The organism is Photobacterium sp. GB-36, from assembly GCF_003026135.1.
Lineage (GTDB): Bacteria > Pseudomonadota > Gammaproteobacteria > Enterobacterales > Vibrionaceae > Photobacterium.
In genome coordinates this window covers 28262-44278 of sequence record NZ_PYNY01000008.1, presented here as the reverse complement: position 1 = coordinate 44278, position 16017 = coordinate 28262, and the positions used below count along the sequence as shown (strand labels likewise).

Annotated in this window: 14 protein-coding genes; 11 read left to right on the top strand and 3 right to left on the bottom strand. The window is 43.1% G+C overall.

Going from position 1 to position 16017, the window contains the following annotated elements; translation table 11 throughout:
- The first annotated feature begins 1 nt into the window (after position 1).
- The gene (argH, locus tag C9J46_RS09650; RefSeq protein WP_107247102.1) at positions 2–1879 is read left to right on the top strand and encodes an argininosuccinate lyase; all 1878 of its coding nucleotides are present in this window, start codon (positions 2–4) and stop codon (positions 1877–1879) included.
- 153 nt (positions 1880–2032) lie between these two features.
- On the opposite strand, the gene C9J46_RS09645 is transcribed toward argH, so the two are convergent.
- Positions 2033–2761 (bottom strand): glutathione peroxidase, encoded by a 729-nt coding sequence (locus tag C9J46_RS09645; RefSeq protein ID WP_107207490.1) that lies wholly within the window; start codon positions 2759–2761, stop codon positions 2033–2035.
- 155 nt (positions 2762–2916) lie between these two features.
- Between C9J46_RS09645 and oxyR the strand changes: the two genes are divergently transcribed.
- The gene (gene oxyR / locus C9J46_RS09640; protein ID WP_005371846.1) at positions 2917–3828 is read left to right on the top strand and encodes a DNA-binding transcriptional regulator OxyR; all 912 of its coding nucleotides are present in this window, start codon (positions 2917–2919) and stop codon (positions 3826–3828) included.
- A gap of 69 nt (positions 3829–3897) precedes the next feature.
- Here oxyR and C9J46_RS09635 read toward each other — a convergent pair whose 3' ends face one another.
- A complete protein-coding gene (locus C9J46_RS09635) occupies positions 3898–6546 on the bottom strand; it encodes a penicillin-binding protein 1A (RefSeq protein ID WP_107290827.1) in 2649 nt (882 codons plus the stop codon).
- 148 nt (positions 6547–6694) lie between these two features.
- Here C9J46_RS09635 and pilM point away from each other — a divergent pair, with 148 nt between their 5' ends.
- The 9 genes from pilM to dam all read left to right on the top strand — a co-directional run bounded on the left by pilM (position 6695) and on the right by dam (position 15779).
- Positions 6695–7678, top strand: a complete 984-nt coding sequence (gene pilM / locus C9J46_RS09630) for a type IV pilus biogenesis protein PilM (protein ID WP_107207492.1) — start codon at positions 6695–6697, stop codon at positions 7676–7678.
- Positions 7675–8280, top strand: a complete 606-nt coding sequence (locus C9J46_RS09625; protein ID WP_107207493.1) for a PilN domain-containing protein — start codon at positions 7675–7677, stop codon at positions 8278–8280. The genes pilM and C9J46_RS09625 overlap by 4 nt, the downstream gene beginning before the upstream one ends.
- Before the next feature lies 1 nt (position 8281).
- The gene (locus C9J46_RS09620) at positions 8282–8896 is read left to right on the top strand and encodes a type 4a pilus biogenesis protein PilO (protein WP_107260646.1); all 615 of its coding nucleotides are present in this window, start codon (positions 8282–8284) and stop codon (positions 8894–8896) included.
- Positions 8897–8899: 3 nt separating this feature from the next.
- Complete coding sequence (locus C9J46_RS09615) at positions 8900–9415, top strand: pilus assembly protein PilP (RefSeq protein ID WP_107290826.1); 516 nt, start codon at positions 8900–8902, stop codon at positions 9413–9415.
- A gap of 13 nt (positions 9416–9428) precedes the next feature.
- The gene (locus tag C9J46_RS09610) at positions 9429–11153 is read left to right on the top strand and encodes a type IV pilus secretin PilQ (protein ID WP_233217738.1); all 1725 of its coding nucleotides are present in this window, start codon (positions 9429–9431) and stop codon (positions 11151–11153) included.
- A 386-nt stretch (positions 11154–11539) separates the two neighbouring features.
- Complete coding sequence (aroK, locus tag C9J46_RS09605; RefSeq protein WP_105061105.1) at positions 11540–12058, top strand: shikimate kinase AroK; 519 nt, start codon at positions 11540–11542, stop codon at positions 12056–12058.
- Positions 12059–12082: 24 nt separating this feature from the next.
- Complete coding sequence (gene aroB / locus C9J46_RS09600; RefSeq protein WP_045083869.1) at positions 12083–13162, top strand: 3-dehydroquinate synthase; 1080 nt, start codon at positions 12083–12085, stop codon at positions 13160–13162.
- Between the two features lie 13 nt (positions 13163–13175).
- The gene (locus C9J46_RS09595; RefSeq protein WP_107290825.1) at positions 13176–14807 is read left to right on the top strand and encodes an AAA family ATPase; all 1632 of its coding nucleotides are present in this window, start codon (positions 13176–13178) and stop codon (positions 14805–14807) included.
- A 114-nt stretch (positions 14808–14921) separates the two neighbouring features.
- Positions 14922–15779 carry an adenine-specific DNA-methyltransferase gene (dam, locus tag C9J46_RS09590; protein ID WP_107207497.1) on the top strand — a complete coding sequence of 286 codons (858 nt, stop codon included), beginning with the start codon at positions 14922–14924 and terminating at the stop codon, positions 15777–15779.
- On the opposite strand, the gene C9J46_RS09585 is transcribed toward dam, so the two are convergent.
- Positions 15780–15986 carry a DUF2970 domain-containing protein gene (locus C9J46_RS09585; RefSeq protein WP_107260651.1) on the bottom strand — a complete coding sequence of 69 codons (207 nt, stop codon included), beginning with the start codon at positions 15984–15986 and terminating at the stop codon, positions 15780–15782.
- Between the last annotated feature and the right edge of the window lie 31 nt (positions 15987–16017).

Here is a 16017-nt window from a genome sequence, read left to right as displayed (position 1 = left end):
CATGGCATTATGGGGCGGACGTTTTAGTCAGGCAGCTGACACACGGTTTAAACAATTCAATGATTCACTGCGTTTTGACTATCGTCTAGCAGAACAAGATATTGTTGGCTCAATCGCATGGTCTAAAGCCCTACGTCAGGTCGATGTATTAACTGAGCAAGAGCAGCAAAAGCTTGAGTTAGCATTGAATGAACTAAAGCTCGCTGTGATGGAAGATCCGGAGCAAATTTTATGCTCAGATGCGGAAGATATTCATAGTTGGGTCGAGCAACAGCTGATTGCCAAAGTCGGTGATCTTGGTAAAAAGCTTCATACCGGACGTTCACGTAATGATCAGGTGGCGACCGATTTAAAATTATGGTGTCGTCAGCAAGGTCAGCAATTGCTATTAATGCTAGACCGCTTACAGCAGCAGTTAGTGACAGTCGCCCGTGCTCATCAAGCTACAGTTCTACCGGGCTACACTCACTTGCAACGTGCTCAGCCTGTGACATTTGCCCATTGGTGCTTAGCCTATGTTGAAATGTTTGAGCGTGATTATTCTCGTTTAACTGATGCCCTCGAACGTTTAGACACCTGTCCGTTAGGCTCTGGCGCATTGGCAGGTACAGCCTATCCGATTGATCGTGAAGTGCTGGCGCATAGCTTAGGCTTCCACCGTGCAACACGTAATAGCTTGGATTCAGTCTCTGATCGCGATCATGTGATGGAGCTGCTTTCTACCGCTTCTATTTCTATGCTGCATCTATCACGTATGGCAGAAGATTTGATCTTCTACAACTCAGGTGAATCTAACTTTATTGAGCTGGCAGATACGGTGACATCAGGATCATCTTTGATGCCACAGAAGAAAAACCCAGATGCATTAGAGCTTATTCGTGGTAAATGTGGGCGTGTTTATGGCGCGATGACTGGCATGATGATGACAGTGAAGGCGTTACCGCTTGCGTATAACAAAGATATGCAAGAAGACAAAGAAGGCTTGTTTGATGCCCTCGATAGTTGGCATGACTGTATGGAAATGGCGGCGTTGTGTTTTGATGGCATCAAGGTTAACAAAGACCGTACTTTAGAAGCGGCTATGCAAGGTTACTCGAATGCGACAGAGCTTGCAGATTACTTAGTGGCGAAAGGCATTCCATTCCGTGAAGCACACCATATTGTTGGTGTTGCTGTGGTTGCTGCCATTGCTAAAGGTTGCGCACTAGAAGAGTTATCACTTGAGGAGATGAAGCAATTCTCTGAAGTAATTGATGACGATGTATATCCAATTCTGACTATTGAATCGTGTTTAGATAAGCGTTGTGCACTGGGTGGTGTGGCACCCAATCAAGTGGATTACGCCATTGGTCAGGCTGAAAAAAGGTTAGAGAAACGTTATTCGCCAAGTGTGAAAGTGCGTGGTGCTCGTTTAACGGATCTTGATGCGATTGAAGGTATGGTGGTGTACTGGGCGGGGCTGGGTGAAAACCTACCACGTAACCGAAACGAATTAGTCCGAGATATTGGCTCATTTGCGGTTGCGGAGCATCATGGTGTCGTCACAGGTTGTGCGTCGTTATATGTCTATGATTCAGGGCTTGCGGAAATTCGTTCGCTAGGTGTTGAAGCGGGTTGGCAGCAACAAGGGCAAGGTAAAGCCATTGTTGAGCACTTGCTTGAAAAAGCTGAACAAATGGCAATTAAGAAAGTCTTTGTACTAACACGTGTTCCTGAGTTCTTTATGAAGCGTGGCTTTACCCCGACATCAAAATCATTACTGCCAGAAAAGGTAATGAAAGATTGCGATCGTTGTCCGCGTCAACATGCCTGTGATGAAGTCGCGCTTGAAGTGCGATTGGATCAAGAGCAGCGAATTCCGACGGTTAATGTTGCTTAACGATGACTATGCCAATTATCTAGATCAAAAAAAGCCCTCATTAGAGGGCTTTTTATTTGGAGAGTTGTTGCGGTTTTGTTTTGGCTCACCAATTAAACGGCAGGTTTTAATTGATGAACAATCTGGACCACAATCCAGACAATACTTCAAAACTTAGCCTAGGTAAGTTTCTAGCTCTTCGCTACCACCGATGTGTTTACCACCGATGAATACCTGAGGAACAGTACTACGACCCGTAATTGCACGTAAAGAAACGGTTGTCGCATCCTTGCCTAGAATAATTTCTTCATACTGTAGACCTTTGTCGATCAAGTTCTGTTTTGCTTTCACACAGAAAGGGCAACCAGGTTTAGAGAATACGGTAATTGATTCTTGTAGCTTTTGTTCTGGTGCGATGTACTTCAGCATAGTGTCTGCGTCAGACACTTTGAATGGGTCGCCTGGCTCTTCGTTTTCAACGAACATTTTTTCAACAACACCATTTTTAACTAGCATGCTGTAACGCCATGAACGCGCACCAAAACCTAGGTCATCTTTCTCAACAAGCATGCCCATGCCTTTCGTGAACTCACCATTACCATCGGGAATGAAAGTGATGTTTTCAGCGTGTTGATCGGCTTTCCATGCATTCATTACGAACGTATCGTTTACCGATACACATAGGATGTCATCCACACCATTCTCAGCAAATACTGGGGCTAACTCGTTGTAACGAGGTAAGTGGCTTGAAGAACATGTTGGTGTAAATGCGCCAGGTAGACTAAATACGACAACGGTCTTATTAGCGAATAAATCTTCAGTTGTTACGTCAACCCACTGATCACCTTTGCGTGTGTGGAAAGTAACTTGTGGTACAGCCTGACCTTCTTTAGATGCGAACATAATGTAATCCCTTAAAAATATAAATGAGTCTGATGTAATCGGAGTGTTTAATCACTTGCTCCGTTTACTGTAGTTATTATGTAACTTTACTCTTGATAGCTCCAATCGTTTACTGCTATGGTTTCAATAGTCAAATCCTATTATAAGACATGCTAATGAATATTCGTGATCTGGAATATCTTGTTGCTCTTTCTGAGCACAAACATTTTCGTAAAGCAGCCGAAGCCTGTTACGTCAGCCAGCCCACATTAAGTGGACAAATTAGAAAACTAGAAGATGAGCTAGGTGTTTCATTATTAGAAAGAACTAGCCGTCGAGTATTGTTCACTGACGCAGGTCTGAGTTTAGTCGCTCAAGCGCAGAAAGTGTTGCTTGAAGTCAAAATACTTACAGAACTTGCTAGTGTGCAAGGAGAAAGTATGTCGGGACCGCTGCATATTGGTTTTATTCCAACGGTTGGTCCGTACCTTCTACCGCAAATTATCCCAAGTTTGAAAGAAGCATTTCCTGAGTTAGAACTTTTTTTACATGAAGCGCAAACTCATCAATTGGTACAACAGTTAGAAGAAGGCAAATTAGACTGCATTATTTTAGCTGCGGTAAAAGAAAGTGAACCGTTCATTGAGTTGCCGCTCTATGATGAGCCGATGATGTTAGCTGTGCCTGAAACACATAAATGGGCGAGTGAAAAAGATATTGATATGTCTTTGTTGCACGGCGAAAGTTTATTGATGCTAGAAGACGGACACTGTTTACGTAATCAAGCTCTTGGTTTTTGTTTTGCAGCAGGCGCGCGTGATGACGGTCGCTTTAAAGCCACCAGTTTAGAAACGTTACGTAACATGGTTGCAGCGGGCAGTGGCATTACGTTACTACCACAATTAGCAAGCCCGAAAGAGCATTGCCGTGATGGGGTGTGTTATATCGCAGCGAAACATCCTCAGCCAACGCGTTTGATCACATTAGCCTATCGTCCAGGCTCGCCACTTAAAGCGCGATATGAAAAGCTAGCTGAAGTGATCAAAGAAAAAATGCCAGAAGTTTTTGCCAAACATACTCAGCCATAATCTCTGTTTAGTTTACTGAAATAAAAAAAGAGCGCTCAATGAGCGCTCTTTTTATATATGTAACAGCGTTTAGAACAACTCTTCAGCCGTTTCTGTATCAAATTTTTGCTCTGATACCGCTTGCTGTACAGAGCGTGTCGGCTCAGTACCTTTAATGAAATACTCATACATTGAGCTTGCATCATTTCGGTTTGAAAGCTGACCTGTTGCACGGTCAATACGCACTTTTACAATATCACTTGGAATTTGCTTTTCTTGTTCAGGGGTATTTTTCAACGCCTGACGCATAAAGTTAATCCATGCAGGTTGTGCAGCATTACCACCGAACTCACCACCGATTGTTTGGTTCTTACCCAGATTATTATTCCAGCTAGTGCGACCTAATTCACGGCGATGATCATCAAAGCCAACCCAAGTCGTTGCCACAATATTTGGGCCATAACCTGTGTACCATGCATCCTTCGCGTTATTGGTTGTACCTGTTTTACCACCAATATCATGACGTTTTAGTACTCTTGCACGCCAGCCTGTCCCATATAGATGCCCTGGCTCACCCCAAATGTTACTGTTGAGCATTTCACGTACAAGGAACGCATTTTGCTCGCTGATCACCTCTGGTGCGTAGCGAACGGGTGGCATAGATATTACTTTTTCAAGATCTGCCGGCGTTGGTTTTTCTGTTTCAGTCGGCGCTGTGGTAGTTACTGTTTTAGTTGCCGTAGTAGTTGCCGTAGTAGATGCTGTGGTATCTGTTGATTGATCGAATTTATGATCTTCAACAGCAGTTGCCATTGCCACTTGCATCTTCGCTTGTGGATTTTTAGCTTGGCATGCATCGTTACAAACAATGGCAGGATCAGCGTAGTAAATTAACTGGTCATCATTGTTATCAACCTTGTTAATTAAGAACGGTTCAACAGCATAACCACCATTAGCAAATACAGAGTAACCTTGTACAAGTTCCAGTGGCGTTAAACTACCAGCACCAAGCGCAATAGGCTCTGCGCGAGGTAAATCTGCACGTTTAAAACCAAAACGAGTAAGATAATCAATGGTGAAATCTAGCCCAGCAATACGTAGTGCACGAATTGCCATTACGTTAATTGAGCGAGCCAAGCCGATACGAGCACGGGTAGGACCACCGTATTTACCATCAGCATTCTTAGGACGCCATGCCGTACCTTGCCACTTATCCCACTTAGTAATTGGCGCATCATTAATGAGAGTAGCAAGGGTTAAGCCTTTCTCTATGGCTGCAGAGTAAATAAATGGCTTAATACCAGAGCCGACCTGACGAATAGATTGCGTTGCACGGTTGAACTTACTTCGGGTGTAGTTAAAACCACCGACCATTGCTAACACGGCACCATTTTCGGGTGACATTGCAACAAAAGACGTATTTGCTGCAGGAACTTGGCTAAGTAGCCATTGATTCGTGGTGACTGTAGCACCGCCTGTTTTATCACTCACAATATTTTGGTTATGTTGAACCCAAATTTGTTGACCTGCAGTAAGAATGTCGCTGGCTTTTTGGGGAGCGGGACCCTGACTTGAGTCAGAAAGGAATTTGCGAGCCCATTTCATACCATTCCAATCGATAGTGGCAATATCACCATTTTTAGTCACGATAGCTGCGGTTTTACCATCAACTTTCGTTACGACAGCAGGGATAAGTTTGCCATAGATAGGCTGATTTTGAAGTTTATTTACAATTTGATTGGCATTTAATGCCGGCTGTCCTGGCTTCCAAAGAACCGCTGTAGGACCACGGTAACCATGGCGTTGGTCATAACTTAGCAGGTTGTTTACTGCGGCTTGCTGGGCATCAAGCTGAAGTTTGCTATTGATGGTCGTATATACCTTCATGCCTTTTTCATACGCAGCCGGACCATAGCGATCCACCATCCATGCACGAGCACGCTCTGCAACATAAGGTGCGTAAAGTTGAATTTCTGCGCCATGATAGTGAGAGACTATAGGTTCAGCGCGCGCAGCATCCATTTGTGCTTTGGTGATGTAGCCCTCTTCAAGCATACGTCCTAAAACAACATTACGACGAGTTGTTGCTCGGTCAATGGAATAAATTGGGTTCATTGTGGATGGTGCTTTTGGCAGGCCCGCAATAACTGCAATTTCAGATAACGTTAGTTGATCAACGGTTTTACCGAAATAGACTTGCGCTGCTGCACCTACACCATAAGCGCGATAGCCGAGGTAAATTTTGTTTAAATAGAGATCAAGAATTTGATCTTTAGTCAGTAGCTTTTCAATATGAATAGCAATGAAAGCTTCTTTGATTTTACGCATGATTGTCTTCTGATTGGATAAGAAGAAATTTCGTGCGAGCTGTTGAGTAATAGTACTGGCCCCTTGACGAGCAGAGCCTGATGTCAAGACGACAAAAGCTGCACGGGCAATACCGATAGGATCGACGCCTGGGTGCTCATAAAAACGACTGTCTTCTGTCGCAATAAAAGCTTCCTGCATGAGAAGAGGAATTTGATCTAATTTAAGAGGTATACGTCGCTTTTCACCAAACTGTGAGATCAGTTTACCATCTTCGCTATACACCTGCATCGGTGTTTGCAGCTCGACATTTTTTAACGTTGCTACATCTGGAAGGTCAGGCTTTACATACAGGTAAAAGCCAAAAATAGTACCAACTCCAAGAATTATGCAAATTAATGCAAGTATTAGTAATCGCTTTATGAACTTCACTTGAGATTTCCCGTTACGCCATCGTGCTAATTGTCATTATCCATTATCTTTTAATTACTAGTATAAAGATAACAAAAAGAAAATTAATGCCGTTGATGGTGTTTATTCGAAATAGTTTGTTTTTTCGCCACATGGGAGCATAACACGGATGTTTCGGAACCCATTAAGTATTGGGGTAGATATTGGTAGCCATAGCATAAAAGCTGTGGCGCTACAGCAGAAAAAAGATCAGTTTGAATTGGCTGCATACGCTGAAGTTGAATTAACCAAATCGGTAATCAATGAACAGCATAATGTAAATGCGACAGCGCTGTTGTCAGCAATACGTCAATTAAAGAAACAACTGCCGTGGCAAGCCAAAAACGTTACTTTAGCCTTACCTGATAGTGCTGTTATCAGCAAAGTTGTTCAACTCGATACCAGTCTCAATGAAGATGAGGCTGAGTTTGCTATCGTCCAAGCATTGGGCGCTGCGTCCCCTTTTCCTGTCGAAGAGTTGTGGTTTGATTACTTCCCCATGGTGAGTGAGCGTTTCTCAGAAGCTGCCACTACAGCACCATATCAAGTCTTTGCTTCTCGTAAAGAAACCATCGATAGCCGCGTTACTGTTTTAAAGAAAGTTGGCTTTAAACCAAAAGTCGTTGAATTACAGACCAACGCATTGTTATGGCTAACCGAATATTTAGCTGAGATAGGCAGCCAGTATACGCAGTGGGGACTGGTTGATGTCGGTAAATGCCACACAGAATTTTGCATGAAACCGGAAGGTAGCAATGCTTACCACCGTGAAATTCGCTTTGGTACTAGTCAATTTGAGGATTCTCCATATCAACAAGAGGCTGAAGAAGAGAATACTGTTGAGCGTTTTACCGAGCAATTTGCTGAACAATTAAAACGCCAAATCCAGCTTTATAACTCAACACATCCTCGCTGTAGCATTAAAGGGTTATGGCTTGCTGGTGGTTGTCAGTCCTTGATTTCAGATGCGCTATTAAAGCAGTTAGTGGGACTAGAGGTTGTTTGGATCAAACCGTTTGAACATTTTAGCCAGCCGAAGAAAGTGACATTACCGAGTGATATGTCGAGTCAATATGCTGTCGCGACCGGATTAGCGTTACGGGGGATGGCATGATCGATAAATTAAACCTTCTGCCATGGCGTGAAGAACGTCGTAAGCAACATAAACAGCGTTTTATTGGGCTTATGGCTTCTGCGGTGTTGGTTGCGTTTTTAGCGAATTATGGGGTAGTTCAATACCTAGATTTGCAGCAACAACAGCAACAAGCCCGTAATGACCAATTTCAACAGGAAATTGATTTACTCGAAAAACGATTAGCCTTTCTACCTAAGTTAGAAGAGCAGCGTAAAGCGATTCAGCTGAGGCTAAACGTGATTGCTGATATTCAACAATCACGTAATCGCGCAACGCAGTTATTGAATCAATTACCGAATGTTGTACCTGGCGGTGTCTATCTTGAATCATTAAATTTGAACTCACAACGAGTCGGCATTAAAGGGGTGGGGGATTCTAACGGTCACTTAGCCGCATTACTGGGTGGGGCAGAGCAATCTAAATGGTTCATTAATGTTGATATGCATTCATTGGTGACAACCAAAGGTAGTCAGTCTGAACAGCTTTCTCAGTTCAATGCTTCTTTTGATTTAACTGTGCCTTCTTTTGCGCAACCAAAAGTAAATAAAGTCGCAAAAAAAGACATTAATAAGGGGAAGTGATATGGCTGATTGGCAAGAACTTGAATTAGATGAAATCACTGAATGGCCTTTGCTGCCTCAATGTATTGTGGCAACGGTCTTGGCTGTGGCGTTAAGCGCGTTTGGTTATTGGTATTGGGTTAGCCCTAAAAATGATCAGCTTGAGCAAATGAAACAAAAAGAGCAGACCCTTAAGTCCCAGCTAGTCAGTCGAGCTTCACAAGTCGCTGCACTGCCTCGGGTTAAAGAGCAAGTTGCAGAATTAAACCGCCGTTACAATGAAATGATTGAGCAGTTGCCGGAAGAGCAAGAACTAGCGAGTTTGCTCGCGGGAATTAATGATATCGGTGTCAACAATGGTTTGGTGTTTCAATCAATCAAATGGGCACCCAGAGTTGAGCACGAGTTATATTACGAATTACCTATCAATATGCAGTTGACGGGGAATTACGAGCAAATTGGTAAGTTTGCGGAAGCCGTTGCGAGCTTGCCTCGTATTGTTAACTTAAACAATGCTGAGTTAAGTCGCGTTAAGCCGTTAGGTCAGCCTGATGAAACCTTGTCTTTGAAAGTCTCTGCAACGACCTATCGTTTCAAGACACCAAGCCAAGAAAAGAACAATAGTGATGAGGGCTAAGCTATGAAAAAAGTAGTGTGGTTATTACCTATTGTTATTGGTTTAGTGGGGTGTCAGGCAAATGATGATTCTGTCGCAGAGTTTATCGCAATGACCCATAACGAAGCAAAAGCGCGAGTTAAGCCTTTGCCTGAGCCTTTTGTCTTTGAGGCTGAAAAGTTTGTAATGACCAGCAAACGAGTACCGTTTGTTAAACCAATTCCAGAGCAGTTGCTGGCCAAGAAAGAGACGGGCGAGTGTTGGCAACCACAACTTGATCGTCAACTCAGTAAACTTGAAAACTTTGCGTTAGAAAAACTCTCAATGAAAGGGGCAATTGGAAACAAAAAGCAACTTTGGGGACTAGTTTTTACACCTGAAGGCGACTTGATGAAAATTAAGCCCGGTCAATATATTGGTCTTAATCGCGGCAAGGTACTTACAGTTAGCGACAAAGTAATTGAAATCGAAGAAACATTACCAGATGGCAAAGGATGTTGGCTTAAACGACCGACTAAACTGGCGCTAGTTCAGCAGTAATCAAGGATAAGTTATGAAAGGGAATGTGTGGATGTTAAGCCGCCAGTATCTAGCAACACTTTGGCTGTTATGCTGTGGGGTATTAGCTTTTCCGAGTGTTGCTGCTATACCTGCAGCTGGAATGATTGATAATCAGATTCAAGCTATTGATTTTCGTCGTGATGGAAAAGGACGAGGGGTATTAACCGTTCGTTTAGATAAGCCGCAGTCGTTAGTTGATTTACGTCGTAATGGTAACAAACTGCAGTTAGATATTTTTGATACTGTACTTAAAGATGACATGATTTATACGCTTGATGTCGTTGATTTTGCAACGGTTGTTAATAGTATAGAAACTATGCGTGTATCGAACGGTGCGCGCTTAATTTTCACTATGAAAGGCAGTTACGATTATGATTACAATCTTCGTGGTAAGCGTCTTGAAGTGATCATTGAAAAGCGTGTGAAAAAAGCGGTAAAAGGCACCAGCTCTAACGCCAAGATCAATTACAAAGGCAAGCCGATTTCAATTAACTTCCAAGATATCCCTGTGCGTAATGTTCTGCAGCTAATTGCTGATTATAACGACTTTAACTTGGTTGTCTCGGATTCGGTTAGTGGTAATGTCACGCTACGTCTTGATGATGTACCTTGGCCGCAAGTGTTAGATATTATTCTGCAATCAAAAGACTTAGATAAGCGAGTGCGTGGTTCTGTGTTATTGGTTGCCCCTAAAGCGGAACTCACAGCAAGCGAACATCAGGTAATGGAAGCGAAGCGTAAGCAACAAGAGTTGTTGAGCCTGCGTTCTGATTTGATTCAAGTGAACTATGCGAAAGCAACGGACATTGCAGAGCTTTTAAGCGGCAGTACTGATGGTGTTGGGATGCTCTCTGAACGTGGTTCATTGCATGTTGATGAGCGTACCAATGCACTTATCATCAAAGATACCCCTGATAATATTCGTAGTATCAAAGATATTGTGTCATCACTTGATATTCCGGTTAAGCAGGTACAAATCGAAGCGCGTATTGTCACCATTAATGAAGGTGATATTGATGAGCTTGGTGTGCGTTGGGGGGTCTCGAAAGTGAATGGCGATACCACTGTTGGCGGTTCAATTGAAGGTAACTTAGCAAGCTCTGGCTTATTGGGTGAAGGTACAAGCGTTGATGATTTTCTTAACGTTAATCTAGGTGCTGGCGCAGGTGCCGCTTCAATAGCGTTCCAGGTTGCAAAGTTAGGTAATATCTTACTTGATTTAGAGCTTTCGGCGTTACAGACTGAAAATAAAGCAGAAATTATCTCTAGTCCTCGTTTGATGACCACTAATAAGAAGACGGCGTATATCGAGCAAGGTACAGAAATTCCGTATTTAGAAGCGTCATCCAGTGGTGCAACATCGGTATCGTTTAAAAAAGCAGTACTGAGCTTAATGGTTACACCACAAATTACACCGGATGATAAACTCGTGTTAGATCTTGAAGTGACTCAAGATAACAAGGGTGAAGATGTCCCTACCGGTACGGGCACTGCGATTTCTATTGATACTCAGCGTATTGGTACTCAAGTACTGGTAAATAATGGCGAGACAGTGGTTTTAGGCGGTATTTACCAACACAGTATGACCAACGTGACACGTAAAGTACCGTTATTGGGTGATATTCCAGTATTAGGTGCATTATTCCGTCATAAAATGGAACAAATGGGTAAGCGTGAATTACTTATCTTTGTGACACCTAAAATTGTTATTCAGTAGTCTTTACTGGTAATCAACAAACCTTAAAAATTTAGCTACACTGTTATAGCAGCGGATGGATCCTTATTAAATTAGTTCCATCCGTTGTTTTTTTGGACTATATAATTATTATTTTGCCATATTCATGCTCAGCAATAGCGGAATTACAAGGTTATTACGATTGACCTTAGACCGCTGCTGAGCCATTATGGCGACCTCTTTGGGTAGGACAGGCATAATAAAATACTGATTAGGAGTGACTAGCGCTTGCAATGTAGCTATCAGTCCTGAGATAATTTTCTGTCTTATCACGAATTATATGTGAGGAACTTGGCGCCTCGGGCTTATTAATTAAATAGAGCCTGCGGGTGGTGTCGTTTTATTAACCGCGCGTAAAATTGCTAAAAATGGCTGAAAAACGAAATATTTTCTTGGTCGGCCCAATGGGTGCCGGCAAAAGCACTATTGGTAGACACCTTGCACAGCAGCTGCATATGGAATTCTTTGACTCAGATACAGTTATTGAAGAACGTACAGGTGCTGATATTAGTTGGGTCTTTGATGTGGAAGGTGAAGACGGGTTCCGTGTTCGCGAAGAAGCCGTTATCGACGATCTAACACAAGAGCAAGGCATTGTTCTGGCAACAGGTGGTGGTTCTGTTAAAACTAAAGAGAACCGTAATCGCCTTTCTGCACGTGGTATCGTAGTTTATCTAGAGACGACTATCGAGAAGCAACTTGCTCGAACTCAACGCGATAAAAAGCGTCCTCTACTTCAAACTGATACGCCTCGTGAAGTGCTGGAAGCACTTGCAGAAGAGCGCAATCCATTATATGAAGAAGTCGCTGACTACGTTGTTCGCACTGATGATCAAAGTGCGAAGGTAGTGGCGAACCAAATCATCAAAATGCTAGAAGAGCGTTAATCAACAAAAAGAGAGAAGCTGACCATGGAACGGATCAATGTCAATTTAGATGACAGAAGCTACCCTATTTCAATTGGCGCCGAGTTGTTTTGCAACTCGGCGTTGTTTGCATCTGCGATTCCTGCGGGAAAGCGGGTGGTAGTGGTCAGTAACGAAACTGTTGCCCCGCTGTATGCACAGCAGGTAATGGAAACCATCAGTTCATTAGAGTGCCAAGTGGCATTACTTTCTCTCCCTGATGGTGAACAATACAAAACGTTAGAGACTTTTAATCAAATCATGACTTTCTTACTTGATGGTAATTATGGTCGTGATGTTGTGATTGTAGCGCTCGGTGGCGGTGTCATTGGTGATGTCGTGGGCTTTGCTGCTGCAAGTTATCAACGTGGCGTAGATTTTATTCAAGTACCTACAACATTACTTTCTCAAGTGGACTCATCTGTTGGTGGCAAAACCGCAGTGAATCATCCATTGGGTAAAAATATGATAGGCGCTTTTTATCAGCCCAAAGCGGTAGTGATTGATAATCACTGCTTACAAACCCTACCTGAACGTGAGTTTGCAGCGGGAATGGCTGAAGTGATCAAGTATGGCATTATTGCCGATCACGACTTTTTTGTCTGGTTAGAAGACAACATTGAACGCTTACAAGCACTCGATAACGATGCATTGTGTTATGCCATTGCACGTTGTTGTCAAATTAAGGCAGATGTTGTTGCGGCTGATGAAAAAGAATCAGGTGTACGAGCTTTACTTAATCTCGGTCATACATTTGGTCATGCGATTGAAGCAGAGATGGGCTATGGTAACTGGCTGCACGGCGAAGCGGTGTCGGCAGGCACAGTACTAGCGGCTAAAACTGCGGCAATACAAGGCCTTATTAGTGATGACGATGTAGCGCGAATTATTCGACTGCATGAGCGAGCAAAGCTACCGGTAATCGCACCTGAAACAATGGGCTTCGATGATTTTATTAAGCACATGATGCGCGATAAAAAGGTATTATCAGGCCAGCTACGATTGGTTCTACCGACATCCATTGGCAGTGCTGAAGTCGTGTCTAACGTGACACATGAAGTATTGCGGGATGTGATTAATCACTAAGTCGTGGTTATTCATGCGTAGCACACTAGAGGCAAAAAACTTGGATCTGGATAGCCAGATCCAGTTGCTCTCTCGAGTACAATTTATTACTCGATTTAGCTCTCATCTTATTTTATTGAATGGTACGCAGGGCTCAGGAAAAACATGGCTTGCACATCAATACCTCGAAAACTATGCCCAACATGCTGAACAAGCATTGCTGACGTGCACAGATGATCAAACACTGCTGCAACAACGAACACTGCTACTGCAACAATTTCATTCAACCCCAATGTTTAACGAGCAAGATTCGTTAAGTCAAAGTGCTGAGCATTTACTGCCTGAAAAGATCAACTTCGTTATTATTATTGATAATGCACACTTTTTAGCGCCTGAATTACTTGCTGAATTATGGGCACTGGTTCGTCAAACAGAAATGCATTCTGGTTGGCAAATTAATGTATTGCTCTTTGCTGATCCTAATGCCATCACTCAGCCATTCGGCGATATTGTTCGTACAATAGGGCCGGCCTTACTTGAGTTAGACATTAGTGAGTTAAGCCCTAATGAAATTAGTCAGTTTAGCGAGATGTTACTCAATGATGAGCAACTCGGAAGTCAGCATCGACGAGACATTAAGTCACGATTAGCTAGAGTTGAACCTCGCCCTGGTGCATTACAACAATTACCACAACAGGACGTGACTGCGATGAGTCAAGGATCACGACGTTTACCCCCGGCGCAACTGTTAATAGGGTTGATTGCCATAGTGTGTATCAGCATTGTGGGATGGTTTGGATTTAAGGCATTACAAGGCACAAAGACAACGAAAGTTACGTCTGGTGAGACTTTTCTTGCATCTAAGGCTGAGCCTATTGTGGCCGATACCATCGAGAGTACAGGTATCGTTATTGATGAAACGCCATTACCAACAGAGATCCATAGTGAAGGGCTGACGGTGGGGCGTGCTGAAAATGTAGCGCAACGGGTAGTTGTACCATCACCACTGATTGATGCGATACTTGATGAGCAACGTGTTGGTGGTACAGGCGAAAGTGCTGCCAAAGAATTTACCCAAGAGGTGCTAGACGTACCTGCTCAAAGTGAGCCTGTTATATCTGATGGTGTAGCGACACAGACTCGTCAGCAAGCCACAACAGGCAATGCGGTAACACTCGAAGATGAGACTGACGTAAAAGCCCAAAGCTCGTCAGCGACTAGTATTAAGTCACATGATTCAAGCGCTTTACCTGCATCTGCTGTTAAGATAACAGAGCCCAAACTAAAGCTCTCTGCAACGACAATGATTGCAAAGTCAGATAGTAAACCGCGACTGCCGAAAAAAGAGGGGGCTGTTCAAACGCCGATTAAGCTTGCTAATACGGCCTCTATACTCGCGATAAATAAAAGGCATTATGCTATTCAATTGTCTGCTTCGATAAGCTGGAATGAAACTAAAGCCTTTGTTGAAAAGAATAAAATCCAGTCTTCCGCTCGTATTTATAAAACACGTCGAGACGACAAAATATGGTTTATTGTAATTTCGGGTGATTACACAACAGCGACTCGGGCACGCTCGGCAATAAAAGCCTTACCGAAGCAATTAAAAGCGTTAAGCCCGTGGCCTAAATCATATCGAAAAATTCAACAAGAAATAGAACGTTGAAAATAAAGCTGTGAGGGCAGTTATTTACGTGAATTGGTATCGGTAGAGGGTAGAAATGAGGTACAATCCGCGACCTTTCGTGACAATATTGCTAGTGTTGGTGGGTTTAGCTTAATGAAAAAGCATCGTGCATTCCTAAAATGGGCTGGGGGTAAATACTCTCTCGTTGAGGATATTAAACGACATCTACCGCCTGCGCGTAAATTGGTTGAGCCTTTTGTTGGGGCGGGGTCGGTTTTTCTTAATACCGATTACGACCATTACTTATTGGCCGATATCAACCCTGATCTGATCAATCTTTATAACATCCTCAAGCATGAGCCTGAACGCTATATTGAAGATGCACGTAAACTTTTCACGCCTGAATACAATAATAAAGAAGCGTATTTGAAAATTCGTGAAGAATTTAATGCGAGTGATGATCCGTATTTACGCTCATTGTATTTCTTATACATGAACCGCCATGGTTTTAACGGCTTATGTCGTTATAACAAAAAAGGTGGCTTCAATGTGCCGTTCGGCTCGTATAAAAAACCTTATTTCCCTGAAGCTGAAATGTATTATTTCTCGGAAAAAGCAAAACGAGCTACGTTTGTCTGTGAAGGTTATCTCCAAACATTTTCACGCGCGAGAAAAGGGTGTGTGGTGTACTGCGATCCGCCTTATGCGCCATTATCTAGCACGGCTAATTTTACCTCTTATTCTGGTAATGGCTTTAGCTTAGATGATCAGGCCACCCTTGCTGACGTTGCAGAAAAAGCGGCAGCAGAGCGAGATATAGCGGTGTTGATTTCTAACCACGATACTGCACTAACGCGTCGTTTATACACAGGAGCAGATCTTTCTGTGGTTAAAGTAAAACGTACCATTAGCCGCAATGGTAGTGGGCGCAATAAGGTCGATGAGCTGTTAGCTTTATTCTCTGTTTCAAGCACAGAGCAGGCGCCCGCGTTTGCTTCTGAAGAAGAATAATTAGATCGCCGTTGCCCATTGCGCAACGGCAATGATTGCCATAATCATTGCGCCAATAACCACAATCCCCACAACAATAAATGACCATGGGCTTGATTGCTTAAAATCATGCTGCCGATTATTATCTGATTGAACGCCAAATAATGCCGCTAACACACTCACAATAACTTGTAATGGTGTGCTTTTCTTTGACTTAGCTATATTCATCTAGCCTCTTCTTCTTCCCCTTTTTACTGAG

Excerpts from the sequence above, each read along its gene's own strand:
- C9J46_RS09615 (WP_107290826.1), top strand. The coding sequence starts at position 8,900 with ATGAAAAAAGTAGTGTGGTTATTACCTATTGTTATTGGTTTAGTGGGG.
- argH (WP_107247102.1), top strand. The coding sequence starts at position 2 with ATGGCATTATGGGGCGGACGTTTTAGTCAGGCAGCTGACACACGGTTT.
- C9J46_RS09595 (WP_107290825.1), top strand. The coding sequence starts at position 13,176 with ATGCGTAGCACACTAGAGGCAAAAAACTTGGATCTGGATAGCCAGATC.
- C9J46_RS09620 (WP_107260646.1), top strand. The coding sequence starts at position 8,282 with ATGGCTGATTGGCAAGAACTTGAATTAGATGAAATCACTGAATGGCCT.
- aroB (WP_045083869.1), top strand. The coding sequence starts at position 12,083 with ATGGAACGGATCAATGTCAATTTAGATGACAGAAGCTACCCTATTTCA.
- C9J46_RS09645 (WP_107207490.1), bottom strand. The coding sequence starts at position 2,761 with ATGTTCGCATCTAAAGAAGGTCAGGCTGTACCACAAGTTACTTTCCAC.
- dam (WP_107207497.1), top strand. The coding sequence starts at position 14,922 with ATGAAAAAGCATCGTGCATTCCTAAAATGGGCTGGGGGTAAATACTCT.
- C9J46_RS09585 (WP_107260651.1), bottom strand. The coding sequence starts at position 15,986 with ATGAATATAGCTAAGTCAAAGAAAAGCACACCATTACAAGTTATTGTG.
- C9J46_RS09625 (WP_107207493.1), top strand. The coding sequence starts at position 7,675 with ATGATCGATAAATTAAACCTTCTGCCATGGCGTGAAGAACGTCGTAAG.
- C9J46_RS09610 (WP_233217738.1), top strand. The coding sequence starts at position 9,429 with ATGAAAGGGAATGTGTGGATGTTAAGCCGCCAGTATCTAGCAACACTT.
- oxyR (WP_005371846.1), top strand. The coding sequence starts at position 2,917 with ATGAATATTCGTGATCTGGAATATCTTGTTGCTCTTTCTGAGCACAAA.
- pilM (WP_107207492.1), top strand. The coding sequence starts at position 6,695 with ATGTTTCGGAACCCATTAAGTATTGGGGTAGATATTGGTAGCCATAGC.
- aroK (WP_105061105.1), top strand. The coding sequence starts at position 11,540 with ATGGCTGAAAAACGAAATATTTTCTTGGTCGGCCCAATGGGTGCCGGC.